The following is a 26,123-nucleotide window of genomic DNA, read 5'->3' as shown; positions in this document are numbered from 1 at the left end:
CCCGTCAGCCGCCCGCGAGCAGCGCGGCCAGGTCGTCGTCGGTGGGGCCGCAGTCGCACTCCCGCGCCTCGGAGACCAGCGCGTACGTCCGGTCCAGCCAGGCCTGCACCCGGGGCTTGGGAGCCTCCAGCAGGGCGCTGCCGTGCGGGGATTCGAGCGCCAGGTGCAGCGTCGAGCCGTGGCACGGGCAGTACGCCGGCCACAGCTTGACGTCACCCTGGCCGCTCAACATGCCCAGGCCGTCGCGCAGCAGCTCGCGCGAGAACACCCAGTCGGCCTCGTCCGGCCGCCCCAGGTGGAACGTCAACAGCACCTCGTACGGGCGGGCGGCGTCGAACCGGAACCGGGTGCGCACCTCGCCGACCACCTCCTCGCCCAGCGAGATCCGGAGCGTCAGCACCTCCTCCACCGCCGCCGGAGCGGCGGTGGAGCCGTCCCCATCGCCGCCCGTGGGGGTGGCGGCGATGGGTGCACTGGAGGCTGCGGACAGCGGGTCGGGCGGCATGACGGTCTCTCCGGGGCGGCGTGGGATGGACCCAGCCTGCGCCACCCCGTGCCGGGCGGCAAGGGTTGCAAGGGGGTTGCAACAACCGCCACCATCCAGGCCAACCGCCCCCTACTTCCCTGTCGGACGGAGCGTCAACTTCCGGACATCGAACGGGTGTCCACGAAATGGATGGAACCCGTCCACGGTATGACCGCCCGCTGGTACGCTCTCCCCCTCCCCGGCGCGGGCCCGCGGCGGACCGGCCCGCGACGGCCGGAACCAGGCCCGGCGGCAGCGCGTGGGAGAATACGGCGACGCGACTTCGGGGAGGGAGGGGGTCCGGTGGCTGTGCGCGAGGACACCGCGCGGGACGTGCGGCACGAGCCCGAGCGGCACGGCCGGCACGGCCGACCGCGCCCCTTCGGCGGCCGACTCCGACTGCCCACCCTGCGCTTCTCCGGCGCTGCGATGGCGATGTCCACCGTCGTCGGCATCAGCATCGCCACCACCCTCCTGCTCAACGAGCAGCAGGGGATCGGCCGTCGGGCCGGCGTGGCCCGGGTCGGCTCCACCCCGCCGCCCACCCCGGGCGCCACCGACCAGGCCGAGGCGGCCTCCGCGCAGACCCCGACCGCCACCCCGGCCGGCGGACCGTCCGCCACCCGGCAACCGGCACACCCGTCCACGCGCCCCGCGGCCCACCCCTCGGGAGCGGCACCGGTCCTGGCCACCCCGCCCGGCGACCGCTCGGCGCACCCGGGCTCCTCGGCCCCGACCGGGGGTCAGACCGCCACCGGGCAGGATTCGCAGCCCCCCGGCACCCAGCTCGCGGGCACCCAGCCGGGCGTACCGGCTCCGGCCGGGCCCTCGCCCGCCGCCCCGACCCCGCCCGCCGGACAGCCCGACGGCCAGCCCACCGACGGCGTGCCACCGAAACTGCCCGGCATCAGGCCCACCGCGCCCACCCGCCCCGTGCCGCCGCCCACCGAGACCGCCCCCGGCACCGGCGGGTCCCCGGACGGCCAGGCCCCGACGGACCCGGGCGGCGACGGCGGCACACCGACGGACACACCCGGCCCCACCGCACCCGCTCCCACCGCGCCCGGCCCCACCGCGCCCGGCCCCGGTACGCCGGACCCGAGCACCGACCACGCCCTGTCCGGCACCTCCCTGGTCGCCCCGCTCGGCCGCGACGGCCTGCGGCACGAGCTCGGCCTCACCGTGACCGAGCCGGTCACCGCCCTGCAGGCCGAATTCCGGCTCGCCCCGGGCGAGTCCGCCGCCGGCACCGGCACCGCCTGGACCGACCTGCCCGGCGCCGTGGTCACCGTCCAGCAGGAGCGCGGCACCCTGGTCTACCGCTTCACCACACCGCCCGGCACCGACGTCCGGCCCGGCCACTACACCTTCGGCGCGCGCGGCGCCCGTCCGGCCGCCGCCGACCCGTCCGCGGTCCGCAAGTCGGCCCCGGCGGAGAGCTGGAGCGCCTCCGCCTTCGCCCTCGACCACCCCCGCGCGGTCGCCGCGCTCGGCGGCTTCGACCCCATCCCGCCACTGCCCACCCCGGCACCGCCGACCCCGTCACTGCCGGCCGCGCCGCCGCCCTTCGCGCCCCAGGCCCCCGGTGTCCCGGCGGCCCCCGCGCCCCGCTGACGGCCCGGGCGGTCCAGGCCGTCCGGCGGTGCAGGCCGTCCGGTGGCCACGCTTCTCCAACGGCCACGCTCCTCCGACGGCCCATCGTCACAACATTCCGACAGTCCGACGATCCGACAGCTGAGCTGCTCGGACGGGCGCATCCCCGCACCCTCGTTCGTTACTGTGGGCAGCACCCGGCCGGGCGCCCCCAAAGGCCCCCGACCGGGGCCGTCGTTCCGCACCCGAGGAGGAGTCCGTGCCCACCGTCCTGACCCAAGGCGGCAACGCACCGCTGACCGCCGCGCGAGTGACCGTCGAGGTCACCGCGCCCAAGGCGCTGGACGTCTCCGGCCTGCTGCTGACCGACGCCGGAAAGGTGCGCTCGGACGACGACTTCGTCTTCTTCAACGCCCCGAACGGCCCGGGGGTGAGCCACCGCCCGGCCGCCGCCGGTACTCCCGACGCGATCACCGTCGACACCCGGGCCGTCCCGGCGGACATCACCAAGATCGCGGTCACCGCCAGCCCCGCCGACCAGGTCTCCACCTTCGCCGGGACCGAGCCCACCGCCACCGTCCGCGACGCCGACACCGGCGAGGTCCTGGTCACCTTCACCCCGCCCCGGCTGGGCCTGGAGACCGCGCTGGTCGTGGTCGAGGTCTACCTGCGCAACGGCGCCTGGAAGGTGCGCGCGGTCGGCCAGGGCTACGCCAACGGCCTCGCGGGCATCGCCACCGACTTCGGCGTCAGCGTCGACGACACCCCGGCCCCGGCCGCCCCCGCCCCGAGCACCCCGCAGGCCCCGGCCGCGCCGGCCGACCCGACCCTCCAGCTCCCCACCCCGCCCGACGCACCGCCCGCCCCGCCCGCTCCCCCGGCGGCTCCCCCGGCCCCCGCGACCCCGCCCGCCGCCGCGGTCGACCCCCGGATCGCCCTCGCCACCGGCTCCCACCCGCTGCCGCCGGCCCCGCCCGCGCCGCCCTCCGTTCCCGCGACCCCGGGCGCGCCCGCGAAGATCACCCTGGACAAGGGCCGGGTCAGCCTGGTCAAGGGCAGCTCCGTCTCCCTGGTCAAGAACGGCCGCCCCTTCCTCTCCTCCGTCCGGATGGCCCTCGGCTGGGAGCCCGCCGCCCGTGGCCGCAGCATCGACCTGGACGCCTCCTGCCTCGCCTTCGACGCCCGCCACAAGCGGCTGGAGACGGCCTGGTTCATGAAGCTGAACATCTTCAACGGCGCCATCGCCCACTCCGGCGACAGCCTCACCGGCGGCGGCGACGGTGACGACGAGCTGATCACCGTCCACCTGGAGGGCCTGCCGGCCGAGGTCCACGGACTGGTCTTCGTCGTCAACTCCTTCTCCGGCCAGAAGTTCACCGACGTGAAGAACGCCTACTGCCGCCTGCTGGACGCCGGCACCAACGAGGAGCTGGTCCGCTTCGACCTGACCCACTCCGAGTCGCGCACCGGCGTGGTGATGTGCAAGCTGGTCCGCCGACCGGGCGGCGAGTGGGAGATGACCGCGCTCGGCGAGTACGTGGACGGCAAGACCGCCCGGGCGATGATCGAGCCCGCCGCCGCGCTGCTCTAGCCCACCGCCCTCATCACGCCAACGCCCACGAATTCACCCTCCTGAGGCATCAAGTCGCACACACACCGACTCGATTGACTCTCAGGGGGGTGAATCGCACTCTCCCCCGCACTCGCTGAGGAGAGACCGTGCCACGCTTCCTGTCCCGCCTCGCCGTCGCCGGCACCGCCGCCGCCCTCGCCGCCGGACTGACCACCCCCACCACCGTGCAGGCCGCCGCCGAGCCGTCCGCCCGCGCCCGGGCGCTGACCTGGGTGGCCATGGGCGACTCCTACACCGCGGGCGTCATCGAGGCCACCGGCGACCTGACCGACCCCCGCGACGGCTGCGCCCGGACCGTCGGGTCCTACCCCGAGATCATCCGCCGCGACCTCGGCTTCCTGGTCGACCAGCGCAACGTCAGCTGCAGCGGCGCCACCACCGAGAACATCCACGCGACCAAGCTCTCCCCGCTCGGCCGCCCCCTCCCGCCGCTCGGCACCGACCCCGGCGCCCCCTACCCGCCCGTCCCGCCGCAGGTCGACGCCGTGGGCCCGGCCACCGACCTGGTCACCGTCGGCATCGGCGGCAACGACCTCGGCTTCGCCGAGATCCTCAAGAACTGCATCGAACTCGGCGCCACCCACCTCGGCCAGGGCACCCCCTGCAAGGACAAATACGACGCCGGCCTGCCCGACCGCCTGGCCGCGCTGCGCAGCGGCTACGACACCATGCTCACCGCGCTGCACGTCAGGGCCCCGTTCGCCAAGGTCCTCACCGTCGGCTACCCGCACCTCATCCCGGAGAACGTCAACCTCTGCACGTACGGCGACCTGCTGCAGTTCGCCACCTTCACCACCGGCGACCTCGCCTGGGCCCGGACCGCGATCCTGGAGCCGCTCAACGCGGTCATCGCGCAGAACACCGCCGCCCACGGCGACACCTTCGTCGACCTCTACCCCTCCACCGCCGGCCACAGCGTCTGCGACCCCGACCACTGGCTGGACGGCGTGCTGACCAGCGTGATCCCGCTGAAGTACGCGGTGGTGCACCCGAACGCCCGGGGCCAGGCCAACGCCGCCGCCGTCGTCGAGGACGCCGTCCTCGGCGGCTGAACGGAAAACCGGTGGCCCGCCGGCCCGCCGACGATCATGCTGAGCGGATGATCATCCGCGAAGCCACCCCCGAGGACTGGCCGGCCATCTGGCCCTTCTTCCAGGCGATCGTCACCGCCGGCGAGACCTTCCCCTACCCCCTCGACATGCCCTCCGAGCTCGGCCAGGAGTGGTGGCTGCTCGCCGCCCCCAACCGCACGGTGGTCGCGGTGGACGAGGACGGGCGGATCGTCGGCACCGCCAACATGAACCGCAACCGGCCCGGCAACGGCTCGCACGTCGCCAGCGCCAGCTACATGGTCGACCCGGCCCACCACGGCAAGGGCATCGGGCGGGCCCTGGTCGAGTACACCCTCGACTGGGCCCGCCGGGCGGGCTTCCGCGCCATGCAGTTCAACGCGGTGGTCGCCAACAACCACCACGCCGTGAAGCTCTACGAGTCGCTCGGCTTCGAGATCGTCGGCACCGTCCCCGAGGCCTTCCACCACCCGGTCGACGGCTACGTCGGCCTGCACGTCATGTACCGCCCTCTGTAAGGGACTTCACTCCCCGCGCTACTCCTCGATCGCCCCGCCGACCCGCCGCAGATGCTGCCGGAAGCTGTACGACGGGTCGGCGGCGCGGCGCTCCAGGTACGCGTCGAAGGCGGTCTGCGCGCGCAGCGTGTCACCGTCGGCGATCCGCCCGGCCTGCGCGCGCTCGGTCCGGGCGATCGCGCCGGCCGCCTCCAGCACCTCCCCGACCCGGTCGGCCGGGACGAACAGCACCCCGTCCGGGTCGGCGAACACCACGTCCCCGGCCGTGACCGTGTGCGGCCCGACCCGCGCCGTCCGCAGCGCCTCCGGCTCCCGGTCGTCCAGCCGCATCGGCCCGAGCGGCAGCGCGCCGTAGCTGAACACCGGCAGCCCGATCTCCAGCAGCTCGGGGGTGTCCCGGTGCAGCCCCCACACCACGATCCCGGCCACCCCGGCGGCCCGCGCCTCCAGCACCGCGAGGTCCCCGACGCAGGCCTCGTCCGTCCGCCCGCCGTTGTCGATCACCAGCACGTCCCCGTCCCGGGCGGCCCCGTACGCCTCCAGGAACACGTCCACACTCCCGTAGTGCCGCACCGGCAGCACCCGCCCCGCCACCCGCGCCCCGGCCCCCACCGGACCGACTCCCACCGGCGCCGCCCGCACCCCCACCCCGAGCCGCACACACGCATCCGCCACCACCGGCGTCGACAGCCCCGCGAACTCCTTCAGCATCCCCAACTCCTTCCGCCAAGACCCCAGTTCACAGCACCGGGATCCTACGCCCGCCCCAAACTCACACCATCGGGTGAAAGCTCACCGTGGACTGCGCTTCCCGCCCCGACCGTGCATAGCGTGACGCCCATCTGAAGGAGGGGCACCATGAGTGCTGTGGCGCATGAGCAACCGATCACGGACTCCCCATCGCAGGCAGACATCCTGCTGGAGGGCTTCCTGAGCCTGCACTCCCCCGAAGGCTTCCGAGCCGAGCTCATCGAGGGAGAGATCATCGTGGCACCACCGTCGGACGGCGATCACGAGGACCACATCGATCTGCTGATCGACCAGGTGAAAGCGCGGTCCAGGGTCCGCATGCAGGTGTCCGGCGGCAAGGGCCTCCGTCTGATCAGCGGCGGACCCTGCCCGAAGAACCACGTCGTCCCGGACGCAACGTTCGCTCCACGGGAACTCCGCCTCTTCCGCGGCGCCCCGCCGTGGATGGAACCGGACGGTGTGGCCATGGTCGCCGAGGTCACGTCGAGCAAGCCCGACCAGGACCGCATCACCAAGCGGCACGGCTACGCCCGGGCCGGAATCCCGCTCTACCTCCTCGTCGACCGCGAGAGGTCCCAGATCAGCCTGTTCGGCGAGCCGCACCGCGAGGAGTACACCGAGGTCCACCTGTCCGCGTTCGGTGAACCGCTGCTGCTCCCGGCTCCCTTCGAGTTCGAGCTGGACACCAAGGACTTCCTCTAACGCGAAACGGCTCGCACCCCCTCCCACACAGGGGGTACGAGCCGTTCCACCGGGCCGGCAGCGTCAGCTGCGGGTGGCCATGGCCCGCAGGAAGAAGGTCAGGTTGGCCGGGCGCTCGGCGAGGCGGCGCATGAAGTAGCCGTACCACTCCTGGCCGTACGGGAGGTACACGCGCATCGTGTTGCCCTCGCCGGCGAGGCGCAGCTGCTCCTCGGGGCGGATGCCGTACAGCATCTGGTACTCGAAGGAGTCCCGCTTGCGGCCGTTCCACTGGGCCAGCTGGCCGGCGATCTTGATCATGTTGGGGTCGTGCGAGGCGATCATCGGGTAACCCTCGCCCGCCATCAGGACCTTCAGCGCGCGGACGTACGCGAGGTCGACCTCGTGCTTGCCCTGGAAGGCGACCGACTCGGGCTCCTTGTAGGCGCCCTTGCACAGGCGCACGCGGGAGCCGGCGCCGGAGAACTCGCGGCAGTCGGCCTCGGTGCGGCGCAGGTAGGCCTGGAGCACGACGCCCAGCCAGGGGAAGTCCGCCCGCAGCTCGCGCGCGATGGCGAGGGTGGAGTCGGTGGTGGTGTGGTCCTCCATGTCGAGGGTCACCGTGGTGCCCGCGTCGGCGGCGGCCTCGCAGATGCGGCGGGCGTTCTCCAGCGCGATCTTCTCGCCGTCCACCGGGAGGAACTGGCCGACGGCCGACAGCTTGACCGACACCTCGGCGCCGGCCGCCAGGCCGGTCTCCTTGAGGGCCTTGAGCAGGTGCTCGTAGGCCTCGGCGGTACCGGCGGCCTGGGAGGCGTCCTGGGTGTCCTCACCGAGGTGGTCCAGGGTGACCTTCCGGCCGGTGGCGACCAGGTCGTCGCAGGCGGTGACCGCGTCGTCGAGGGCTTCGCCCGCGACGAAGCGCTCGACTATCGCGTGGGTCGGGGGGAACTTCTCGACCACGGTGCGGACCTGCGGGGACCGGGAGGCCGCGAGAAGGGCGGAACGGAGCATCGTGACTCCTGGAGCTGGTGTTTCCAAGGGTGGCAGAAGGGGGGCCGGGGCGGCGGGCACGGGGGTGGAGCACGCCGCCCCGGCGGGCGACGCCCGGCTGCGGGGCCGGGCGTCGCGGGTGACCGATGGCTACTGGACGAGCCGTGTGGTCAGCACGTCAGGGCTGGTCAGCCCATGTGCGGGTAGCGGTAGTCCGTCGGCGGGACGAAGGTCTCCTTGACCGAGCGGGTCGAGGTCCACCGCGTGAGGTTCTGCTTGGCACCGGCCTTGTCGTTGGTGCCGGAGGCCCGGCCGCCGCCGAAGGGCTGCTGGCCGACGACGGCGCCGGTGGGCTTGTCGTTGATGTAGAAGTTGCCGGCCGCGAAGCGCAGCTTGTGCATGGCGTCCTGGGCGGCGGCGCGGTCCTGGGCGATGATCGCGCCGGTCAGGCCGTAGGCCGACGCCGACTCCATCTGCGCCAGCATCTCGTCGTACTTCTCGTCCTCGTAGACGTACACGGCGAGGATCGGGCCGAAGTACTCGTCGCGGAAGTACTCCGAGGCCGGGTCCTGGCACACGAGCACGGTCGGGCGGACGAAGTAGCCGACCGAGTCGTCGTAGGTGCCGCCGGCCAGGACCTCCACGGAGGGGTCGGCCTGGGCGCGGTCGATGGCGGCCTTGTTCTTGGCGAAGGCGCGCTCGTCGATGACGGCCGACATGAAGTTGGACAGGTCGGTGACGTCGCCCATGGTGAGGCCGTCGACCTCGGCCGCGAACTCGTCCTTGAGACCGGCCCACAGCGAGGCGGGGACGTAGGCGCGGGAGAGCGCCGAGCACTTCTGGCCCTGGAACTCGAAGGCGCCGCGGGTCATCGCGGTCTTCAGGACCTTCGGGTCGGCGGACGGGTGGGCGACCAGGAAGTCCTTGCCACCGGTCTCGCCGACGATCCGCGGGTAGGTGCGGTAGCCGGCGATGTTGGTGCCGACCTCGCGCCACAGGTGCTGGAAGGTGGCGGTGGAGCCGGTGAAGTGGATGCCGGCCAGCGCCGGGTGCTTCAGCGCGACCTCGGAGACGGCCAGGCCGTCGCCGGTCACCATGTTGATGACGCCCTTGGGGAGGCCGGCCTCCTCGAGCAGCTGCATCAGCAGGTGCGCGGAGAACTGCTGGGTCGGGGACGGCTTCCAGAGCACCACGTTGCCCATCAGCGCGGGCGCGGTCGGCAGGTTGCCGGCGATCGCGGTGAAGTTGAACGGGGTGATGGCGTAGACGAAGCCTTCCAGCGGGCGGTGGTCGCTGCGGTTCCACACGCCGTCCGAGGAGATCGGCTGCTCGGCCATGATCTGGCGGGCGAAGTGCACGTTGAAGCGCAGGAAGTCGACCAGCTCGCAGGGGGTGTCGATCTCGGCCTGCTGGGCGGTCTTGGACTGGCCGAGCATGGTGGCGGCGGCCAGGGTCTCGCGCCAGGGGCCGGCCAGCAGGTCGGCGGCCTTGAGGAAGATCGCGGCGCGGGAGTCGAAGGAGAGCGCCTGCCAGGCCGGGGCTGCGGCCAGGGCAGTGTCGATGGCCTCCTGCGCGTCGGCCTGGGTGGCGTTGCGCAGGGTGCCGAGCCGAGCCGCGTGGTTGTGCGGCTGGACGACGTGGAACTCGGTGCCGCCGCCCATCCGGCGCTCACCGTTGATCGTCATGGTCAGCTGGACCGGCTCCTGGCCGCCCAGCTCCTTCAGCTTGGCCTCCAGACGGGCCCGTTCCGGGCTCCCGGGGGCGTAGCTGTGGACCGGCTCGTTCACCGGCGCGGGGACCTGGGTCACAGCGTCCATAGAGCGCACGCTCTCCTTCGTTCAATGCGGGGGGATTGCCGGCGCGGGTCGCACGCCGGCCACAGCACGAACGCTATTCCTGGCGACCGGGCCACTTGATTGGCCGCGCGGCTAAATTCCCCCGTACGGCGTTGTCCGGCCCGACGAAGGGGATCACGCCGCGGTCACGGTCGACCTTCACAGCGGCCCCCACCGTCCCCGGCGTCATGTCCGCCCCACCGGACCCACCGGCACGCCGACCGTCAGGCCGCGCGCTTGTCCCGCCCGTGACGGCCCGTCGTCCCCGCGCCCGTCGCGCCCGGCGCGCCCGCGCCCGGGGCGACCGGCGAGACCGGGGCAACCCGCCGGTCCCAGTCGATCCGGTAGCCGTGCACCGGCCGCAGCGTCCGCTCCGGGCTCAGGAAGGTCCGCATCGCGATCGGCGCGACCAGCCGGAACATCATCCGCCCGATCGGCCCGGAGGACTTCTGGCTGTTGGTGCGCGCCGCGTCGGCGGCGATCTTCTCGACCCGGGGCCGACGCAGCGCCTCGTACGCGGCGAAGGCGGCGGTGTGGTCGGGCAGGTCGCGCAGGCAGCGGGCGAGTTCGACGGCGCTCTCGACGGCCAGTGAGACGCCCTGGCCCGAGCTGTTGGACGGGGCGTGCACCGAGTCGCCGACCAGGACCATCCGGCCGCGGTACCAGCGCGGCACGGACGGCATGATCTCCAGCCGCGGGAAGGTCTCGATGGTCTCGACGTCGGCCGTCCGCAGCACGTCGCGGGCGGGCAGGTCGTCGGAGTGCAGCTCGCGGCAGCGGCGCAGCCACTCCGCCGTGCCGACGGCGCGGGCCTCCTCCGGGGCGAGCGGCTCGGGCTGCGGGATGTTGCTGAACCAGGCGGTGCCGCTGCCGTCGGCCAGGCCCCAGTAGCCGAAGAAGGCGCGGGCGCCGTTGGCGAAGTGCACGGACTCGCCGCGGCCGGCCCGGCCGGGCAGCCGGTGGGAGCTGTAGCCGCCGACGCCGAGCAGTCCGGTGTACTGGGCGGCGGGCGCGGCCGGGTCGATCAGGGTGCGGACGGTGGAGCCGGTGCCGTCGGTGCCGATCAGCAGGTCGCCGGTGGCGCTGCTGCCGTCGGCGAACCGGGCGGTGATCCCGTCGGCGCGCTCCTCGACACCGACCAGCCGCTTGCCCCACCGCACCTCGATGCCGGTCTCCCGCAACCGCCGCTGCAGTACCTCGTACAGTTCGGCGCGGCGCATCAGCCGGCCGGGCGGCAGGTCGGCGAGGCCGGTGAACTCGGCCAGCACGCCGCCCTTGCCGTCCTCGATCACCATCGGCCCGACCGGTTGCCCGATCCGGCCGACCTCCGCTTCCAGCCCGACGACGGCCAGGGCGCCGAGGCCGTTGGGGGCGATCATGAAGGTCCCGCCGATGCCCTCGGCGGAGGTCCGGTACGCCTCGAACACGACCGGTTCGAGGCCGGCCTTGCGCAGTGCCAGCGCCATCACCGGTCCGGCGATGCCGCCGCCGATGACCAGCGCCTTACGGGTCGTGCCATTGGTGCCGTTGGTGCTGGTGGTGCTCATTCCAGGCTCCTCATGAATTCCTGCAGGGTCCGGTTGAACTCCGGCTCCCCGATCTGTCCGATGAGGTTCTCGGTGTAGCGGCGCTCGGCCTCCAGCAATGCGAGGGCGTACTCCTCCTCGACGACGAACATCGGGTGGACGTCCATCCCGGCGGCCTTGTGCAGCTGGGCGCGCGAGGCGTCGATCCGCGCGTCCAACGCCTCCAGCCGCCGGCCGAGCAGGTCGGCCGATTCCTCGGTCGGGAGCACCACCAGCAGGCAGAGGGCGACCCCGAAGGCCGGGTACTCCTCCTGCGGTTCGGCGATCCATTCGCGCATCCAGTCGAGGAGCTCCGCCTGGCCCTCGGGTGTGAGGGCGTAGACGGTGCGCTCCGGTCGCTGGGTGTCGCGGACGGTCTCCTGCTCGGCGACGAACCCGGCCTTCCGCAGTTGCTCGACGACCATGTAGAGCGAGCTGCGGTTGTACTTGATGTTGCGGTCCTTGCCGTGCTCCTTGAGCCGGCGCCCCATCTCGTACGGGTGCATCGGCTCGGCTCCGAGTTCGGCCAGGACCGCGAGGGCCAGCGGGTTCGACACCTTGCGTCGCTTCGCCATGAGAACATTCCTCATCACTTGGTCAGTACTGACTATCCGGCATCGACTAGTCAGAATCAACTATTCAGGGGTGACGAACCGAAACTCTGTCCGTCCGGCTAAAATCAACCACACGGTATTGTCCGCGCGGATGAAGGAGGCCTGAGTGCCCACCCCCGGCCTCCCGCTCCGTCAACTGCTGATGTCCCTCGGCGAACCGCTGGTCGAACTGCAGGCCGCCCCGCTGGGCCTGGACGTCGCGGTCCGCGACGTCGCGATCCTCGACCCGGAGGACCCGCCGACCGCCGCCCCCGGCGAACTCGTCCTCGCGATCGGCGCCCGCGGCCGCGCCGCCCTCCCCGCCCTGCGCGCGGCCGGCCGGGCCGGCGCGGCCGCCGTCGCGGTCAAGCTGGACGGCCCCGGCCAGGCCGACGCGCTGCGCGAGGCCGCCACCGAGGCGGGCGTCGCCCTGCTCTCGGTGCGCCGGGAGACCCGCTGGGAGCACCTCGACTCGCTGGCCCGGGCGATCATCGCCGGCCCGGACGCCCCGGACGCGCCCGCCGCCCCCGACTCCAACGCGGGTGACCTCTTCTCCCTCGCCCAGACCGTCGCCGTGCTCACCAACGGCATCGTCTCGATCGAGGACACCTCCAGCCGGGTGCTGGCGTACTCCCGCTCCTCCGACTCCGACGAGGTCGACGACCTGCGCCGGCTCTCCATCCTCGGCTGGCAGGGCCCGGAGCCGTACCTGTCCAAGCTCCGCGAGTGGGGCATCTTCCAGCACCTGCGCAGCTCGGACACCCCGATCGCGGTCGAGCCGCACCCCGAGCTCGGCCTGCGCCGCCGCCTGGCCGTCGGCATCCGGGCCGGGGCGCAGCCGCTCGGCACCATCTGGGTACAGGAGGGCGCGCAGCCGCTGGCGCCGCTGGCCGAGCAGGCGCTGGTCGGTGCCGCCCGCGTCGCGGCCGCCCAGCTGGTGCGCCGCCGCCGGGAGCTGTCCGCCGACGTCCGGCTCACCCGGACGCTGCTCACCGGACTACTGGAGGGCTCCACCGGCCCCCAGTCGCTCGCCACCCATCTCGGCCTGGACCTGCGCCGCCCGGCCACCGTGCTGGCATACAGCGCGCACACCACCGAGGCGCTGCACCGCTCCGACGTCACCGGCCTGATCTCGGTGCACACCGCCGCCCGGCACCGCACCGCGCTGCTCGCCCCGATCGAGTCCCGGGTGTACGTGCTGCTGCCCGAGCTGCCGCCGGGCCTGCCGATGACCACCGTGCGCGACTGGGCCTCCGAGGTGGTGACGGCCGCCCGGGAGCACCTCGGCGTCCCGCTGCGCGCCGCGATCGGCTCGACCGTCGACGCCCTGGCCCAGGTGCCCGACTCCCGCGCGCAGGCGGACCGCATCCTGGACGCGATGGGCCGCGGCGGAGTGGACCTCGACGTCGCGGCGCTGATCGACGTCCAGGCGGAGGTGCTGGTCAGCGAGATGGTCGCGCTGCTGCAGGAGCGCTCCGGCCTGCGCGATCCGCGGCTCACCGCGCTCACCGAGTACGACCGCCGGCACGGCACCCGGCTGGCGGAGTCGGTGCTGGCCTGGCTGGACGCGCTCGGCGAGGTCAGGGTGGCCGCGGACGCCCTGCACATCCACCCCAACACCCTGCGCTACCGGGTGCGCCGCGCCGAGCAGTTGACCGGCATCGACCTGGCCCAGCCGCAGCAGCGGCTGCTGGCGATGCTGCAACTGCGGCTGCCCGCGGACGAGTAGTCCACGGGCAGCCGAACAGCCCCACCGGTCACACCTGGTGAACCGTCACTCGCCGTAGCCCTGGCCGCGCTTGTGCTCGTTCAGCCGGCGCCACGGGCCGCTGATGGCCAGCTGGATGCCCGGGGTCTGGATGTTGGCGAACAGGGTCTTGCCGTCGTCCGAGAAAGTCACCCCGGTGAACTCGCTGAACTCGGGCTTCTCGGCGGTGCCGATGTTCAGCTCGTTGCGGGCGATCGGGTAGACCAGCCCGTCCTCGGTGGCGCCGAACAGGTGCGAGATGCCCTCGCCGTCCTCGCAGATCACGATGCCGCCGTACGGCGAGACGGTGATGTTGTCCGGGCCGTCGAAGTTGTCGTGGTCGCCCCAGACGTCGGTGTTGACGCCCAGCAGGACCTTCAGGGTGATGGTGCGGCGGGCCGGGCTGTAGAACCACACCTGGCCGTCGTGCTGCAGCGGGCTCTCCGAGCGGGCGAAGCTGGAGACGAAGTAGAAGCCGCCGTCACCCCACCACATGCCCTCCAGCTTGCGGGCGCGGGTGACCTCGCCGTCCTTGAACTGCTTGCGGACGGAGACGGTCCTGGCGTCGCGGTCCTGGACCTTGACCCAGTCCACGCCGTAGGTGGTGCCGACCTTGGTGGCGCGGGAGAGGTCGTCGACGAACTTGCCCTGCCCGTCGAAGACCTTGAAGGCCTCCAGCACGCCGGCGTCGGCGGCGAGCCCCCGCAGCTGGTAGCGGCCGTGCTGGAAGCCGGCCGGCGGGGTCCAGCGGAACAGCAGGCCGTTGGGGTTCGAGGCGTCCTCGGTGAGGTAGACCTGGCCGCGCTTCGGGTCGACGACCACGGCCTCGTGCGCGTAGCGGCCGAAGGCCTTGACCGGCTGCGGGTCGCGGTTGTAGTCGTCGTCGAACGGGTCGACCTCGAAGATGTAGCCGTGGTCCTTGGTGAAGCCGTTCTTGCCGGCCTTGTCCTCGGTCTCCTCGCCGGACAGCCAGGTGCCCCACGGGGTCACGCCGCCGGCGCAGTTGGTGGAGGTGCCGGCGATGCCGACCCACTGCTCGACCGAGCCGTCCCGCTTGGCGTGCACGATGGTGCAGCCGCCGGCCGCGCCCGGGTCGTAGACGTGGCCCTCGGTCAGCGGCACCGGGTGCGGCCAGTTCGCGCGGGCGCCGGACAGCTCGTGGTTGACGACCATGTAGTTGCCGCCGCGCTCGTCCTCGAAGGCGGAGGTGCCGTCGTGGTTGCTCGGCGTGAACTCGCCGGTGCGCAGCCTGGTGACGCCGGCCCGGTTCAGGACCTTGTACGAGAAGCCCTTCGGCAGGGACAGCAGCCCGGCCGGGTCCTGCACCAGCGTGCCGTAGCCGACGGCGGTGCCGCCGGCCGCGTTGGTGCCGGCGGCCGCGGCGGCCGGGGCCTCGCCGCCGACCGGGGCGGCGATCGCACCGGGGGCGCTGGCCAGGGCCTCGGCGCTGCCGGCGATCAGCACGCCGGCCCCGACGAGGGTGGAACGGTTGACGAAGTCCCGGCGGGACAGCGACATGGCAGCAACTCCTGAGGGGATGAGCGGGGCGTCGGGGCGGGATGCCGACGCCAGCAGGCTCCGCCGGACGGGTGAACCCGGCATGACGCCCACCTCACGCCCGGGCGTCCATTTGCCGACTGATGACCGACACATGACCTCCACTTTGCTAAGGCGTCGTCAGCCCTGCCACAATCCGGCACACCGCCGCCACCGCCGGACCGTCAGCGGCAGAGTGTCAACGCCGGAGTGTCAACGTCGGACCGTCAGCGCCGGGCCGCCCGCCACTGCTCCCAGGCCGCCAGCCACAGCTGCTCGGCCAGCCGGTGCTGCTCCCAGACCCCGGCCCCGCCGCCGCCCGGCCGTTCCCGCCACAGCTGCTCCCAGGCCCGCTGGGCCGGCAGGCTCGCCACCTCGCTCGCGAACACCGTGTACCGGACGACCTCCTCGACGGCCGCCTCCCCCTCCGCCGTGCCGACCAGCCAGTGCGTCTGCTGGGACAGCCGGTTGAGGTGGTTGACCATCGAGGTCACCGCCGCCGCGGCCTCCTCCCGGGTCTCGGTGGCCAGCCTCATCTGCTGGCGCACCGCCGCCTCCCAGCGCACCGCGCAGGCGTCCCCGCGCAGCCCGCGCGGCAACCGCGGCGTGCGCCCGGCCCGGACCTGCGCCTCGATCGCGGCGGTCTCCGCGACGCTCTGCGCGATCAGCGACCGGTACGCCTCCAGCCCGACGACGGGCGGCAGTTCGCGTTCCTCGACCGGGACGTACCGGGCCTGCCGGGAGGCGAGGTCGCGCAGCAGGTCGGTGCGTCCGCGCAGGTACCGATCGAAGTCGCCGATCCCGCCGAGTTCCACCCCGCCCGGGTTCACCCCGCGGCCGCAGACCGTCACGGTCAGGCCGTCGATCCGCAGCCGCACGGCCCACACCGACCCGGGCCCGCCGGCCACCGTGGCTCCGGGGCGCAGCACCCGCCGGTCCTCGTACACCTCCACGGCGCACGGCTCGCCGTCCACCGTGATCCACTCGCGCAGTGCCCGCACCCGGCCCGGCCCGTCGCCCTCGTCGACACCCAACTGCTCGTAGACGCGGTCCCGTTCGTCCTCGACCACGTCCTCCAGCTCGGGCAGCGGCTCGGCGCGCTCGGCGCCCGGACGGTAGGTGCGCACGGTCACGTACGGGCCCGCCGCCGAGCGCCAGTCGCCGCACTGCACCTCGACCCAGCGCAGTTCGCCGCCGGAGGTTTCGAAGGCGGCCAGCGCCTCACCGGTGCGGGCCGGGCCGGCGGCCACGCCGTACACGGGGAAGTCGACCGCGGCGAGGGTCCGGCGGGAGAACTCCACCTGGTCGGCGAAACGATCCTCCTGGCCCGGCCGCTCCGGGACCGGGGCGCGGCCCGAAGGCCCGGTGTTCCACTCCTGGTGCCTGCCGCCGCTCTCCCGCATCATCCTGTGCCGCACCCCCGACTCCTCGCGCCCGCACCGCTGACGCCACCTTACGTGCCCGCCGCTGCCGGGTCATCAGCTCCTCTGCCGGACGGAGGCGGTGGCCGTGTCAGGACGCCCGGTTGTCAGCCGCCCTCCCTACCCTGGCGGCATGACAGCACAGAGCAGCACCACCGCAGGCGGCACCGCGGCACCGACCGGTGTCCCCGCCAGGATCAGCATCGTCACCCTCGGCGTCTCCGACCTCGACCGCAGCGCCCGCTTCTACGAGGACCTCGGCTGGCGGCGCTCCACCGCCTCCAGCCCGGAGATCGTCTGGTTCCGCACCGCCGACTCGGCGCTCGGCCTCTTCCCGAGCGACGAGCTGGCCGCCGACGCGGGCGTGCCCGCCACCGGCGAGCCGTCCTTCCGCGGCGTCACCCTCGCGGTGAACCTGGAGTCCCCCGCGCTGGTGGACGCCGCGATGAAGACGGCCGTCGAGGCCGGCGCCGTGCTGGTCAAGCCGCCGGTGCCGACGAGCTGGGGCGGCTACTCCGGCTACTTCGAGGACCCGGACGGCCACCTCTGGGAGCTGGCCCACAACCCGTTCTTCCCCTTCACCGAGGACGGCTCGCTGGACCTGCCCTGAGCCGCCTACTTCTTGGAGCGCGCCTTGAAGGCCGCCTTGCGGGCCTCCTTGGCGACCGCCCGGTCCAGGTGCAGCTCCCCGATCGCCTCCAGGACGTCCGCCGTGTACGGGTGGTCGACCCGCCACAGCTCGCCGAACCAGGCCGCCGGATCGCCCTTCACCGGCAGGTCGGTGACCAGTTCGCGCAGCAGCGCGGCGTCGCCGCCGTTGTCCAGCAGCTGGGCGGCGAAGGTGTCGACCACCGTCCACAGCGTCATCGTCCGGGTCGGCACCGGCACGTCCGTCGCGCCCTGCGCGGTCAGCCAGGCCCGCCCCGCGCCGCCCAGCTCCGGGTCGTCCAGCACCTCCCGGACGGCCGGTTCGGCGCCCGGCCCCAGCAGGTCGAGCGCGGAGACGCAGAGCATCCGCCGCAGCGGCCCGTACGCGTCGTCGCCGCGCGCCGCCACGAGCAGTTCGCGCGCCGCCGCGACCGGCTCCCGGTCGGCGGTCCACACCCGCAGCTCCTCCTCCGGCAGCACGTTGGCCGACTCGCACAACCCGCGCAGCAGCTCGGCGGCGTCGCCCTGGGCCAGGTCGCCGACCAGCGGCGCGTCGTAGCCGTCCTCCAGCAGCCACTGCCGGATGCCGTACTGGCCGAGCGGGGTGAGCCGGACCAGGCCGAAGCGGGCCGACTCCTCCTCGTCCAGCGGCTCCTCGCCGACGACGGCGGGCTCCGCGCCCTCCTCCTCGTCGAACAGCTCCGGGTCGATCGGGCGGTAGTCCAGCAGGCCCAGCTCGGCCAGGTCGCCCAGCATCGGGTCCAGCGCGACCATCACATCGGTGATGTCGCCCAGCAGCTCCTCGCTCGGCTCCTCGCCCTCCGGCACCACCAGCAGCGCGGCCAGCACGCCCAGCGGCACGGTCTCGTTGCCCGGCTCGGCGAAGGCGGTGGTCTCGTAGAGCACCTGCAGCGCCTCGTCGAGCAGCTCGGCGGCCTCGTCCCGGGCCTCCTCGACCTCGGAGAGCCCGTCCTCGTCCTCCTCGCCGGGCTCGGCCTGCGCCTCGGCCCCCTCCGCCGTCTCCTCCGGCAGCGAGTCGGCCTCCACGGCCAGCTCCCGGACGATCCCGGCGGCGGTCAGCCACAGCTCCAGGACGGTCTCCGGATCGCCCTGCTCGGCGGGCTCCAGGTCCGGGCCCGGGACGGCGACGTGCTCGCCCTCCGCGGTCGTGCCCAGCTCCACCAGGTCCAGGTCACAGGCGAGCGACCAGGCCCGCAGCGCCTCGATCTCGGCCTCCTCCGGCACCTCGCCCTCGGCCGGGGCCAGGCCCAGCAGCCGCGCCGCGGGCGCCCGGTCCGCCTCGACGAGGTCGCCGAACTCGTCGACCACCAGGTGCGGGGCGGCCCAGCGGGCCAGCGCCAGCGCGTACCCGAACATCGGGACGGCCTTCGCCTGCTCGGCCAGTTCCTGCTCGGGGGGCAGCTTCACCGGCGGCACCAGCACGGCCGCGTCGTCCAGGTCCTCGTCGTCCAGTCCGTGGGCGGCGAACGCCCCGTAGAGGTCCTGGAGCTCCAGGTCGGCGGGCAGCACCGCCTCGGCCGCGCCTTCTCCCGCCGAGCCCCCGGTGTTCTTGCGACGTCGTCCGGCCATCGTTGTGCGCTCTCCCTCAGCCAGCGGTCAGCCCAACAGCGCCGCGTACCGTTTCACCACCTCAGCGTATAGGTGTGGCACCCCCGATGCCCGGCCGCAAGGGGCGCACGCAGGGGCGCGCGCCGCGAATGCGCTCCCACCCCTTATCCTTCGACCTGGTACCCGCGCACACCCCGCGCGGGCCCGCCGGGCAACGAAGCCCACAATCCTCAGCTCATCCGCTCCACCAGGGAGCCCCGCACCGCGGCCACCACCACAGCGCCTCAGGACGGGCGCGCCGGCCTACCCCGCCGACCCGGTGGTGCCCTGCCACAGGAGATCCCTTACATGGCGGACCTCTCCCCCGCCGGCTCCGGCCTGCGCACCGCGCAGCTCGACGGACGCCGACTGTCGGAGGCCCTGCTTCCCCTGGAACTCGCGCCCCGGCCCCAGCTCCAGCTCTCCGCGATCAGCCGTTGGAACGCACTGCGCGGAGTCCGCGTCGGCCTAGTGGCCGCCGCCCTGCTGCTGATGCTGATCGGTGCCAACCTGGCGACGCCGATCTACCCGATGATCCAGCAGCGCCTCGGCCTGACCGCGCTCGACACCACGATCCTCTTCACGATCTACGTGTTCGCGCTGGTCCCGGTGCTGGCCATCGTCGGCCACTGGTCCGACCACCTCGGCCGCCGTGCCCTGATCCTGCCCGCCGTCGCGCTGGCCGCCGCCGGTGACGTCGTGTTCGCGACCGCCGGCAGCTTCTGGCAGCTGGCGATCGGCCGGGCCGTCCAGGGCATCGCCGTCGGCCTGTCCACCGGCGCCGCCGGAGCCGCCCTCGGCGACCTGCTGCCCGACCACCCGACGCTCGCCGCCAAGCTCACCCTGGCCTGCTCAGCAGGTGGCGTGGCGCTCGGCCCGGTCGTCGGCGCCCTGCTGTCCGGCGGCTCCGACCCGCTGCTGACACCCTTCCTGCTGCACGCCATCGCCCTGCTCACGCTCTGCGTGCCGCTGGCGCTCGTGCACCCCCGGATGCCCGGCCGCAACCGCGCGCCCGCGTCCCCGCCCCGCATCACCACCCCGGCCCACCTGCGCCCCCAGCGACTGCGGCTGCCGCGCACCGGCCGCCGCGAGTTCCTGCTCGCCGCCTCGGCCGGCTTCATCTCCTACGCGGTCTTCGGCGTCTACCTCAGCCTGGCCCCGTCCTTCGCCGCCAAGCTGCTGCACACCCCCTCGCACCTGACCGGCGCGATCGTGGCCGCCCTGCTGCTCGGCTCCTCGGCGGCCGCCCAGCTGATCGTGCCGCCGACCTCGGACCGCGTGGTGATCGCCCTCGGCATGACCGGCCTCGCCGCAGGCCTGGGACTCGTCGTCGCCGCCGGGTACACCGGCACGCCCGCGCTGCTCTTCATCGGCAGCGTCCTCGGCGGCGCCTGCCAGGGCGTCGCCTTCCGCTCCCTGTTCACCACCGCCGTCGCCGCGATGAACCCGGAACGCCGGGGCTCGGAGATGAGCGCCCTCTGGATCATCGTCTACCTCGGCAGCTCCCTCCCCATCGTCGCCGTGGGCGCCCTCGTCCAGAGCTACGGCCTCCTCCCCGCCGTCAGCGGCTTCGCCGCCGTCGCAGCCCTCGCCTGCGCCGCCCTGGCCGTCGCCGTGGCCCGCAAGCCCCGCCAGGCCTGACCCGCACACCCGAACGCCGCTGCCCGGGACTTCCTCCTCGGAAGTCCCGGGCAGCGGCGTTCCCGCCACCGGGTGTGAACACCCGCGCATCATCCGCTCCGCCGAACAGCTCTACCGCCGTTCCCCACCGTCCACCCCCCACCCGCCTCCCGGCGGGTGCCCGCCCCGGGCCTCTCCGCGCGCCACCCCGCCGGGCGGCGCGCGGCGACGGCGGAGCAAGGCGAATTACGGCGTCGTGGCCGAGGCGCTGGGCCGCCCGGTCCGCCTCGGCGAGGAAGTCGCGCACCGTGCTCCGGTCCTCGATCCTCGCTGCGGCCATCGACCCGACGAGGAACAGGGTGCCGTAGATCGACAGGTAGGTCGGAGAACCGTCCTCCAAGCCGGCCTCCAGGAACGAGGCCGAGTTCATGACCAGGTCCCTGGCGGCTGTGAGACGGCCGTTGCTGAGCAGGCAGTGGGAGACCGAGCGGAACAGCGAGCCGGTGACGACGATGTCGCCCGACTCCTGGGCCGCCGTGAGGCCGCGGTCGGCCGACATCCAGGCGAGGTCGGCTTCGCCTATCTTCGTCAGGACCATCGCGGCGCCTTGGTAGGCCATCGCGAGCAACGCCTTGGCCTGCTGCTGTTGATCGCCCTCATACATGCGCACCGCACGCTGGGCCTGGGAGAGGATGTCCGGGATGAGTCTGGTCGCGCGGGAGTACCTGGCGTCCTGATATGCGGACGATCGCGGCGGCGATGCCCGGGCTTTCCTCCGCAGTCTGCTGTGCCACGCCCGCTCCTCCAGGACGGCCAGGATGGGCGGGGAGATCGTATCGGCGTCGATGAAACGGCTCACCCGGCTCGTGCACGACCAGGCGCCGCCGCCCCAGGCTCAGTGGATCGGGCGGATCATCGCGGTCAGCCGGGGCGAGTCCGGAGAGGGCTGTTGAGCGTTGAACGCCCGGTAGCCCCAGGTCTCGTAGAGCCGCTGGACCTTGCCGTCCCCGGCGAGCGGGTTGACCAGAAGGGTGACACGGCCCTCGACGCGGCAGCGCAGCAGGTCGTCGTGGATCCGGCGGGCGGTTCCCGTGCCCCGCCAGCGGGTCCGGACGCCGATCTCCTTGATGGCCAGGGCCGGGGCCTCGGTGTAGCCGTCTGGAAGGGGCTCGGTCATGCGCTTCCAGTACCGGTCGCCCGCCTCGATCGTGTTGCCGTACGCGTAGCCGACCGGTACCTCGCCGTCGTAGCCGAGGACGAGCCCGAAGCCGGGCTCGGTGGCATGCCGGTCGAGGCGCTCGGCGAACACGTCGACGCGGTAGTTCGGCAGGTGCAGCAGGGGGGCCCGCACGTCGGCGTACACGTCCAGCAGGTCCTGCCGGGCCTCGGGGGGCAGGGTGGTGTGGTGGCGGAGTTCGACGGTCACGCGGTGGTCCTCCAGGTGTTGTGGGCGTATGCCGTCCAGGTGTGGTCCGGGCCACTGCCGCCGGCCAGCTTGTGCAGCGAGGTACCGAAGGCGGCCAGCATCCGGGTGACGCGGGGGTGCGCGAAGTCCTCGGCCGGGACGGACATGGCGGTGGCGACCGCGGGCTCCAGATCGCCCTGCCCGAGCTGAGCGCGGGCGAGCCGGACGGTGGTGATCGCTCGGGACCTCTGCATAGTGTCGCGCCGCTGGGCGATGCTGCGGTGCGCGTGTGCTTCCGCGTCCTCCCAGTTCCCGGCCGCGAGGTGGGCGGCAAGGGCGAGGGAGTCGAGTTCGGACTGGTCGTAGAAGGCGGTGATCCACACCGGTCGGGAGACATCGAGGTCGGCTCGGTTGAGAGCGTCCTGTGCGTGCCCGATGGACCGGCGGACCGCGTTGGAGTCCCCGGTCAGGCCGTGGATCGCCGCGTGGCGCGCGTGTCCGAGGGAAGCGAACAGCGGGTCGCGTCGGGCGATCGGCAGGCTGCGGGCGACCTCATTGGCGGCGAGCGCGTCGCCTGCCTGCCCGAGGTGCCGGTACAGGCTCCCCGCGTGGGACCAGATACGGAACTGGATGCCCGAGTCGCCGGACATCGCCGCCAGGGTGGCGGCCTTCTGGTGGTATTCGAGGGCTGCGTCGAAGCGACGGCCGTCGATCGCGGCCCACATCGCCGAGGACGTGAACGATGCCGCGCACGCGTACAGCTGTGCCCGGACCCGCTGGGTCGCGGTGCCGTTCTTCTGCAGGTCGAGGGCTTCCTCGGCGAGCGCGGTCGCTCTGGTCTCGATGCTGAGCCGACCCCCGTGGCGGTGGTCGCTGGCGATGACCTCGGCGAAGCGGACCTGCAGTCTCCGCACGTCACCGACGCCGATCCGGCCGCTCGATGCCAAGGCAGGGGGGCTCGTGAGCACGGTCACGGCCGCGCCTCCGGCCGCCGCCATGAAGTCGCGTCGCCTCACGTCGTCCTCCGGTGTGGTGCGGGCCCGCCCGGTCGGGACGAAGCCCAGGTCTTCGGGCGTACATGCGAATACTGCCCTGAGTGCGAGGCGGATCTTCACCGGCGGCCACCGGGTCGCGCCGGTCAACCAGTTGTGCACCGTTCGCTCTGACACGGAGCCGAGCTTCCCCGTGAGGGTTCTGATCTCGGTATTCACTTCGCGTGCCAACTCGGCCTTGGTCATGTGGCGTTCGGACATCCGGAGGCGGAGCGGGACATTGGCCAGCATGCGGTCAACGTAGTCGTGTTGTCACGTGCCGTGCGGGGGGCCAGGTAATGGGGCGGTCAAGTTTTCCGGTTGAGATGGACCAGAGCGCCTGCAACTTTGCCTCACTGCACGGCTTGTGACGGTCGTTCACTGATTGAACGCCGCTCGCTCCGGGCGGCCTCGGCGCAGGATCCCCGCCCCGTGAACGGCCCTGCACCGGCCCAGTCTCCGCCCTTGGAGGAGCAGCATGATGCACTCCCCGGCCCGGTATCGGCGCCGTATCGCCCGTCGTCCGAGGACGGTCGTTGTCCAGGCTGACTCTTTCTGCAACCTGGACTGCGCCTACTGCTACCTGCCCGACCGCAAGCGGCGGGCACCGATGTCGGTCGCGATCGCCGAGGCGGTGGCCCGCTCCATCGCCGAGTTCGCCGATACCGCGTCACCGGAGCCGGTCGAGGTGGTCTGGCACGCCGGTGAGCCGCTGGCCGTCGGCCGCACGCGACTCGCGGAGCTGCTGGCCCCGTTCGAGCCGTTGCGGCAGGCTGGGTTGGTCGAGCACTCGGTGCAGACCAACGCCGTACTGATCACACCGGCCTGGTGCGACTTCCTCACTGCATACGGGTTCCGCGTCGGGGTGAGCATCGACGGCCCTTCCGCCCTCAACCGTCGGCGCGTGGACTGGACCGGACGTCCGGCCTTCGACCGGATCATGAAGGGCATTGGGTGCCTGCGCGAGTACGGCGTACGGTTCTCGGCGATCGCGGTCGTCACCACGGAGAGCATCGGCGACACCGAGGGCCTGCTCGACTTCGCGGCCGACCTCGGCTGCCACACAGTGGGTCTGAACATGGAGGAAAGGGAAGGCGTCAACACCGACCGGGCGGTCCCCACCGCCGAGCAGGCCCGCGAGTTCTGGCGCCGCACCATCGCCTGGTCACGTTGCAACCGCGACCTGACCATCCGCGAGATCGACCGACTCGGCGGCTACCTGCGGGATGTCCGCGATGGGCACCGGGCCGCCTGGGACCGCGTGTTGATCGACCCGATCCCGACCATCGCCTCCAACGGCGATGTCGTCCTGCTTTCGCCCGAACTCGCCGGGATCACCGACCCGGCCTACGAGGACTTCCGGGCCGGGAACATCCTGGAGCGGAGTATCGGCTCAATGCTGGACCGCGCCCACCGCCTGCGCTATGTGCGCGAGTTCCTGACCGGCCTGGACGCGTGCGAGGCCACCTGCGACGTCTTCGACTTCTGCCGAGGAGCCCAGGCCGGCAATCGCTACTTCGAGAACGGCCGCCTGGACACCACGGAGACGAACTACTGCCGCGTGTCCCGACAGGCCCTGGTCACCGCCCTGTCCGATAGCGTCCAAGAGGAGAAAGCCGCATGACCCTGCTCGAACTGCTGGCCGCCAGCAACACCGCCGTCGTCGCCGACCTCGCCGGCGTCATCACCGTGACCGACCCCACCGCCGGGCCGTTCGACAACCGACCCACCTGGGACAACAACGGGCCGAAGTTCGACAACCGGCCCACCTGGGACAACTGGTCGAACAAGAACAAGGGCAAGTAGCGCCGGCCCCCGAACCACCCCGGGCCCGCACCAGCGGTGCGGGCCCGGCCCGACCCTCGTGAGAGCGGAGCCCCTCATGGACAGCATCACCTTCGGCCGTGTCACCGTGACCCTGCCCCACCTGAACGAGCCCGGCCTGTACCTGTCCAACGTCACTACCCTCGACTCCGCCCGGGGCATCGTCCAGGACTTCCAGTACGGTGACGCCGACCTGCGGGACCTGGATCTCGCCGAGACCCGCCTCGTCACCGGCCGCGTCACCAACCTGCGGGTCGACCGCATGCAGCTCGACCAAGTCCGCCTCGACTCCGTCGAGTTCGGCACCTGCGACCTCGCCACCGCCCGCATCACCGACAGCAAGCTCTCCCGCGTCGTCTTCCGCAACTGCAAGATCATGGGCGCCGCCGTCACCGGCACGACCTTGGACAACGTCCTCTTCGACAACTGCAAGCTCGACTACGCGACCTTCGAGCAGATCCGCGCCACCGGCGCGGTCGTCTTCTCCAAGTGCGCGCTCACTGAGGCGTCGTTCACTGGTTGCGACCTCGGCGGCGCGGTCCTCGACGCCTGCAACCTGCGGCTGACCGAGTTCGGCCGGGGCAAGTACCAGGGCCTCGACCTGCGGGGCAACGACCTCACCACGCTGCGGGGCGTCGCCAACCTCGGCAAGGTCCTCATCGACCGCACCCAGCAGGCCGAACTCGCCGAAGCCCTGGTCGCCGAGCTCGACGTGACCTTCGCCGACAGCCTCGACGACCGGTAAACCCAGCCTGGGAGGAATCCGCATGACTCTCGCCATCGCCCACACCGATCCCGCCGCCCTCATCGCCAGGTGTGACAGCACCGGCGTCCGCACCGCTCGCGGCGAGCCCGACTACGAGGACGGGGCTGTCCTCCCGGCCGCCCCCTGGCAGCCCATCACCACCGTGCTGGCGGCAGAACTCCGCCCGACCGAGCGGAGCGCCGACAGCACGCTCGTGGAACTGGTGAAGCTTCCCGATGGGCCGCCACCGGCCACCCTTGCCACCCTCGCCGACCAACTCGGAGACCCCGACGCCGTTCACCTCGGCCAAGCCAGGAGCCCGGCCAAGGCCCTCACCACCACTGCCAATGATCAGGACGGCCGGCGCATCGGCTTGCACCTCGACAATTGGGACAGGCTCCGCTATCAGGCCAAGCACACCGGTCGCCGACGTCTGTGCTTCAACCTCGGTCCCGGAACCCGCTACCTCCTGCTCGGCGGCCTCGACATCCGCGCCGTCTGCCGCAATCTCCACGCCGACCCCGAGGACCGCTATCCGCACACCGACGACCTGCGGACCTATGCCGCCCTCGGGCTGCCCCTGCGCGTCTTCCGACTGCGGATCGGCCCCGGCGAGGGCTACATCGCCCCAACCGAACTGCTGCCCCACGACGGCTCCACCGAGGACCAGCCCCAACCTTCCACCGCCGCGTTCTGGCTCGGCCACTGGCCACGCGGCGTCCTGGCCTCGCTGATCTGACACTGGCCCGTGGGAGCTGTCCGCTGCCCGTGACGATGGCAG

Annotated in this window: 23 protein-coding genes; 12 read left to right on the top strand and 11 right to left on the bottom strand. The window is 72.7% G+C overall.

All coding sequences use genetic code 11. The features are described 5' to 3' along the window. Positions 1–4: 4 nt before the first annotated feature. Positions 5–505, bottom strand: coding sequence for an SsgA family sporulation/cell division regulator (locus tag ACZ52R_RS12090; protein ID WP_465621010.1), 501 nt, complete (start codon positions 503–505; stop codon positions 5–7). 324 nt (positions 506–829) lie between these two features. Between ACZ52R_RS12090 and ACZ52R_RS12085 the strand changes: the two genes are divergently transcribed. The 4 genes from ACZ52R_RS12085 to ACZ52R_RS12070 all read left to right on the top strand — a co-directional run bounded on the left by ACZ52R_RS12085 (position 830) and on the right by ACZ52R_RS12070 (position 5,340). After that, complete coding sequence (locus ACZ52R_RS12085; protein WP_465621008.1) at positions 830–2,140, top strand: hypothetical protein; 1,311 nt, start codon at positions 830–832, stop codon at positions 2,138–2,140. Between the two features lie 250 nt (positions 2,141–2,390). Next, positions 2,391–3,710 (top strand): TerD family protein, encoded by a 1,320-nt coding sequence (locus ACZ52R_RS12080; RefSeq protein WP_465753445.1) that lies wholly within the window; start codon positions 2,391–2,393, stop codon positions 3,708–3,710. Positions 3,711–3,838: 128 nt separating this feature from the next. Further along, a complete protein-coding gene (locus tag ACZ52R_RS12075; RefSeq protein ID WP_465753418.1) occupies positions 3,839–4,804 on the top strand; it encodes an SGNH/GDSL hydrolase family protein in 966 nt (321 codons plus the stop codon). A gap of 47 nt (positions 4,805–4,851) precedes the next feature. Beyond that, positions 4,852–5,340 (top strand): GNAT family N-acetyltransferase, encoded by a 489-nt coding sequence (locus ACZ52R_RS12070; RefSeq protein WP_465621004.1) that lies wholly within the window; start codon positions 4,852–4,854, stop codon positions 5,338–5,340. A gap of 18 nt (positions 5,341–5,358) precedes the next feature. Here the strand turns inward: ACZ52R_RS12070 and ACZ52R_RS12065 are convergent, their stop codons facing one another. Next, positions 5,359–6,051, bottom strand: a complete 693-nt coding sequence (locus ACZ52R_RS12065) for an RraA family protein (RefSeq protein ID WP_465753417.1) — start codon at positions 6,049–6,051, stop codon at positions 5,359–5,361. 147 nt (positions 6,052–6,198) lie between these two features. Here ACZ52R_RS12065 and ACZ52R_RS12060 point away from each other — a divergent pair, with 147 nt between their 5' ends. Beyond that, positions 6,199–6,792 (top strand): Uma2 family endonuclease, encoded by a 594-nt coding sequence (locus tag ACZ52R_RS12060; RefSeq protein WP_465621000.1) that lies wholly within the window; start codon positions 6,199–6,201, stop codon positions 6,790–6,792. Between the two features lie 63 nt (positions 6,793–6,855). On the opposite strand, the gene ACZ52R_RS12055 is transcribed toward ACZ52R_RS12060, so the two are convergent. The 4 genes from ACZ52R_RS12055 to ACZ52R_RS12040 form a co-directional block, all read right to left on the bottom strand. After that, entirely contained in the window at positions 6,856–7,785 is a 930-nt protein-coding gene (locus ACZ52R_RS12055; protein ID WP_360499481.1) for a proline dehydrogenase family protein, read from the bottom strand. 167 nt (positions 7,786–7,952) lie between these two features. Then, positions 7,953–9,581 (bottom strand): L-glutamate gamma-semialdehyde dehydrogenase, encoded by a 1,629-nt coding sequence (gene pruA, locus ACZ52R_RS12050; RefSeq protein WP_465620999.1) that lies wholly within the window; start codon positions 9,579–9,581, stop codon positions 7,953–7,955. Positions 9,582–9,823: 242 nt separating this feature from the next. Continuing rightward, complete coding sequence (locus tag ACZ52R_RS12045; protein ID WP_465753416.1) at positions 9,824–11,146, bottom strand: FAD-dependent oxidoreductase; 1,323 nt, start codon at positions 11,144–11,146, stop codon at positions 9,824–9,826. Then, a complete protein-coding gene (locus tag ACZ52R_RS12040; protein WP_360499475.1) occupies positions 11,143–11,739 on the bottom strand; it encodes a PadR family transcriptional regulator in 597 nt (198 codons plus the stop codon). Before ACZ52R_RS12040 ends, ACZ52R_RS12045 begins: the two co-directional genes overlap by 4 nt. 145 nt (positions 11,740–11,884) lie before the next feature. Between ACZ52R_RS12040 and ACZ52R_RS12035 the strand changes: the two genes are divergently transcribed. Then, positions 11,885–13,486: a PucR family transcriptional regulator gene (locus tag ACZ52R_RS12035; RefSeq protein WP_465753415.1), complete on the top strand. Its 1,602-nt coding sequence runs from the start codon at positions 11,885–11,887 to the stop codon at positions 13,484–13,486. Between the two features lie 45 nt (positions 13,487–13,531). On the opposite strand, the gene ACZ52R_RS12030 is transcribed toward ACZ52R_RS12035, so the two are convergent. Both ACZ52R_RS12030 and ACZ52R_RS12025 read right to left on the bottom strand, forming a co-directional pair. Beyond that, entirely contained in the window at positions 13,532–15,022 is a 1,491-nt protein-coding gene (locus tag ACZ52R_RS12030) for an alkaline phosphatase PhoX (protein ID WP_465753414.1), read from the bottom strand. 245 nt (positions 15,023–15,267) lie between these two features. Then, positions 15,268–16,458, bottom strand: coding sequence for a hypothetical protein (locus tag ACZ52R_RS12025; protein ID WP_465753413.1), 1,191 nt, complete (start codon positions 16,456–16,458; stop codon positions 15,268–15,270). Between the two features lie 136 nt (positions 16,459–16,594). Here ACZ52R_RS12025 and ACZ52R_RS12020 point away from each other — a divergent pair, with 136 nt between their 5' ends. Further along, positions 16,595–17,071 carry a VOC family protein gene (locus ACZ52R_RS12020; RefSeq protein WP_465620989.1) on the top strand — a complete coding sequence of 159 codons (477 nt, stop codon included), beginning with the start codon at positions 16,595–16,597 and terminating at the stop codon, positions 17,069–17,071. Between the two features lie 5 nt (positions 17,072–17,076). On the opposite strand, the gene ACZ52R_RS12015 is transcribed toward ACZ52R_RS12020, so the two are convergent. Continuing rightward, entirely contained in the window at positions 17,077–18,699 is a 1,623-nt protein-coding gene (locus ACZ52R_RS12015; RefSeq protein WP_465753412.1) for a hypothetical protein, read from the bottom strand. Positions 18,700–19,026: 327 nt separating this feature from the next. Here ACZ52R_RS12015 and ACZ52R_RS12010 point away from each other — a divergent pair, with 327 nt between their 5' ends. Next, on the top strand, positions 19,027–20,358 hold the full coding sequence (locus ACZ52R_RS12010; protein ID WP_465753411.1) for an MFS transporter: 1,332 nt from the start codon (positions 19,027–19,029) through the stop codon (positions 20,356–20,358). 874 nt (positions 20,359–21,232) lie between these two features. On the opposite strand, the gene ACZ52R_RS12005 is transcribed toward ACZ52R_RS12010, so the two are convergent. Both ACZ52R_RS12005 and ACZ52R_RS12000 read right to left on the bottom strand, forming a co-directional pair. Continuing rightward, positions 21,233–21,763, bottom strand: a complete 531-nt coding sequence (locus tag ACZ52R_RS12005; protein WP_465753410.1) for a GNAT family N-acetyltransferase — start codon at positions 21,761–21,763, stop codon at positions 21,233–21,235. Beyond that, positions 21,760–23,025 carry a helix-turn-helix domain-containing protein gene (locus ACZ52R_RS12000; protein WP_465753409.1) on the bottom strand — a complete coding sequence of 422 codons (1,266 nt, stop codon included), beginning with the start codon at positions 23,023–23,025 and terminating at the stop codon, positions 21,760–21,762. Before ACZ52R_RS12000 ends, ACZ52R_RS12005 begins: the two co-directional genes overlap by 4 nt. Before the next feature lie 226 nt (positions 23,026–23,251). Between ACZ52R_RS12000 and amcB the strand changes: the two genes are divergently transcribed. The 4 genes from amcB (at position 23,252) to ACZ52R_RS11980 (ending at position 26,081) form a co-directional block, all read left to right on the top strand. Then, positions 23,252–24,397, top strand: coding sequence for a cyclophane-forming radical SAM peptide maturase AmcB (amcB, locus tag ACZ52R_RS11995; protein WP_465753408.1), 1,146 nt, complete (start codon positions 23,252–23,254; stop codon positions 24,395–24,397). Then, positions 24,394–24,579 (top strand): multiple cyclophane-containing RiPP AmcA, encoded by a 186-nt coding sequence (amcA, locus tag ACZ52R_RS11990; RefSeq protein WP_465753407.1) that lies wholly within the window; start codon positions 24,394–24,396, stop codon positions 24,577–24,579. Before amcB ends, amcA begins: the two co-directional genes overlap by 4 nt. Before the next feature lie 76 nt (positions 24,580–24,655). After that, complete coding sequence (locus tag ACZ52R_RS11985; RefSeq protein WP_465753406.1) at positions 24,656–25,342, top strand: pentapeptide repeat-containing protein; 687 nt, start codon at positions 24,656–24,658, stop codon at positions 25,340–25,342. A 22-nt stretch (positions 25,343–25,364) separates the two neighbouring features. Further along, on the top strand, positions 25,365–26,081 hold the full coding sequence (locus tag ACZ52R_RS11980) for a hypothetical protein (protein WP_465753405.1): 717 nt from the start codon (positions 25,365–25,367) through the stop codon (positions 26,079–26,081). Positions 26,082–26,123: the final 42 nt, after the last annotated feature.

The sequence above is a fragment of the Kitasatospora sp. NPDC034023 genome (assembly GCF_055575795.1).
Note: the sequence above shows the minus strand (reverse complement) of the source record. Positions and strands in the feature narration are given on the sequence as shown.

Bases quoted from the DNA above. Each gene is read 5' to 3' on its own strand.
- ACZ52R_RS12090 (WP_465621010.1), bottom strand. From the start codon at position 505: ATGCCGCCCGACCCGCTGTCCGCAGCCTCCAGTGCACCCATCGCCGCC.
- ACZ52R_RS12070 (WP_465621004.1), top strand. From the start codon at position 4,852: ATGATCATCCGCGAAGCCACCCCCGAGGACTGGCCGGCCATCTGGCCC.
- ACZ52R_RS12065 (WP_465753417.1), bottom strand. From the start codon at position 6,051: ATGCTGAAGGAGTTCGCGGGGCTGTCGACGCCGGTGGTGGCGGATGCG.
- ACZ52R_RS12060 (WP_465621000.1), top strand. From the start codon at position 6,199: ATGAGTGCTGTGGCGCATGAGCAACCGATCACGGACTCCCCATCGCAG.
- ACZ52R_RS12055 (WP_360499481.1), bottom strand. From the start codon at position 7,785: ATGCTCCGTTCCGCCCTTCTCGCGGCCTCCCGGTCCCCGCAGGTCCGC.
- pruA (WP_465620999.1), bottom strand. From the start codon at position 9,581: ATGGACGCTGTGACCCAGGTCCCCGCGCCGGTGAACGAGCCGGTCCAC.
- ACZ52R_RS12045 (WP_465753416.1), bottom strand. From the start codon at position 11,146: ATGAGCACCACCAGCACCAACGGCACCAATGGCACGACCCGTAAGGCG.
- ACZ52R_RS12040 (WP_360499475.1), bottom strand. From the start codon at position 11,739: ATGGCGAAGCGACGCAAGGTGTCGAACCCGCTGGCCCTCGCGGTCCTG.
- ACZ52R_RS12030 (WP_465753414.1), bottom strand. From the start codon at position 15,022: ATGTCGCTGTCCCGCCGGGACTTCGTCAACCGTTCCACCCTCGTCGGG.
- ACZ52R_RS12020 (WP_465620989.1), top strand. From the start codon at position 16,595: ATGACAGCACAGAGCAGCACCACCGCAGGCGGCACCGCGGCACCGACC.
- ACZ52R_RS12015 (WP_465753412.1), bottom strand. From the start codon at position 18,699: ATGGCCGGACGACGTCGCAAGAACACCGGGGGCTCGGCGGGAGAAGGC.
- ACZ52R_RS12010 (WP_465753411.1), top strand. From the start codon at position 19,027: ATGGCGGACCTCTCCCCCGCCGGCTCCGGCCTGCGCACCGCGCAGCTC.
- ACZ52R_RS12000 (WP_465753409.1), bottom strand. From the start codon at position 23,025: ATGCTGGCCAATGTCCCGCTCCGCCTCCGGATGTCCGAACGCCACATG.
- amcB (WP_465753408.1), top strand. From the start codon at position 23,252: ATGATGCACTCCCCGGCCCGGTATCGGCGCCGTATCGCCCGTCGTCCG.
- amcA (WP_465753407.1), top strand. From the start codon at position 24,394: ATGACCCTGCTCGAACTGCTGGCCGCCAGCAACACCGCCGTCGTCGCC.
- ACZ52R_RS11985 (WP_465753406.1), top strand. From the start codon at position 24,656: ATGGACAGCATCACCTTCGGCCGTGTCACCGTGACCCTGCCCCACCTG.
- ACZ52R_RS11980 (WP_465753405.1), top strand. From the start codon at position 25,365: ATGACTCTCGCCATCGCCCACACCGATCCCGCCGCCCTCATCGCCAGG.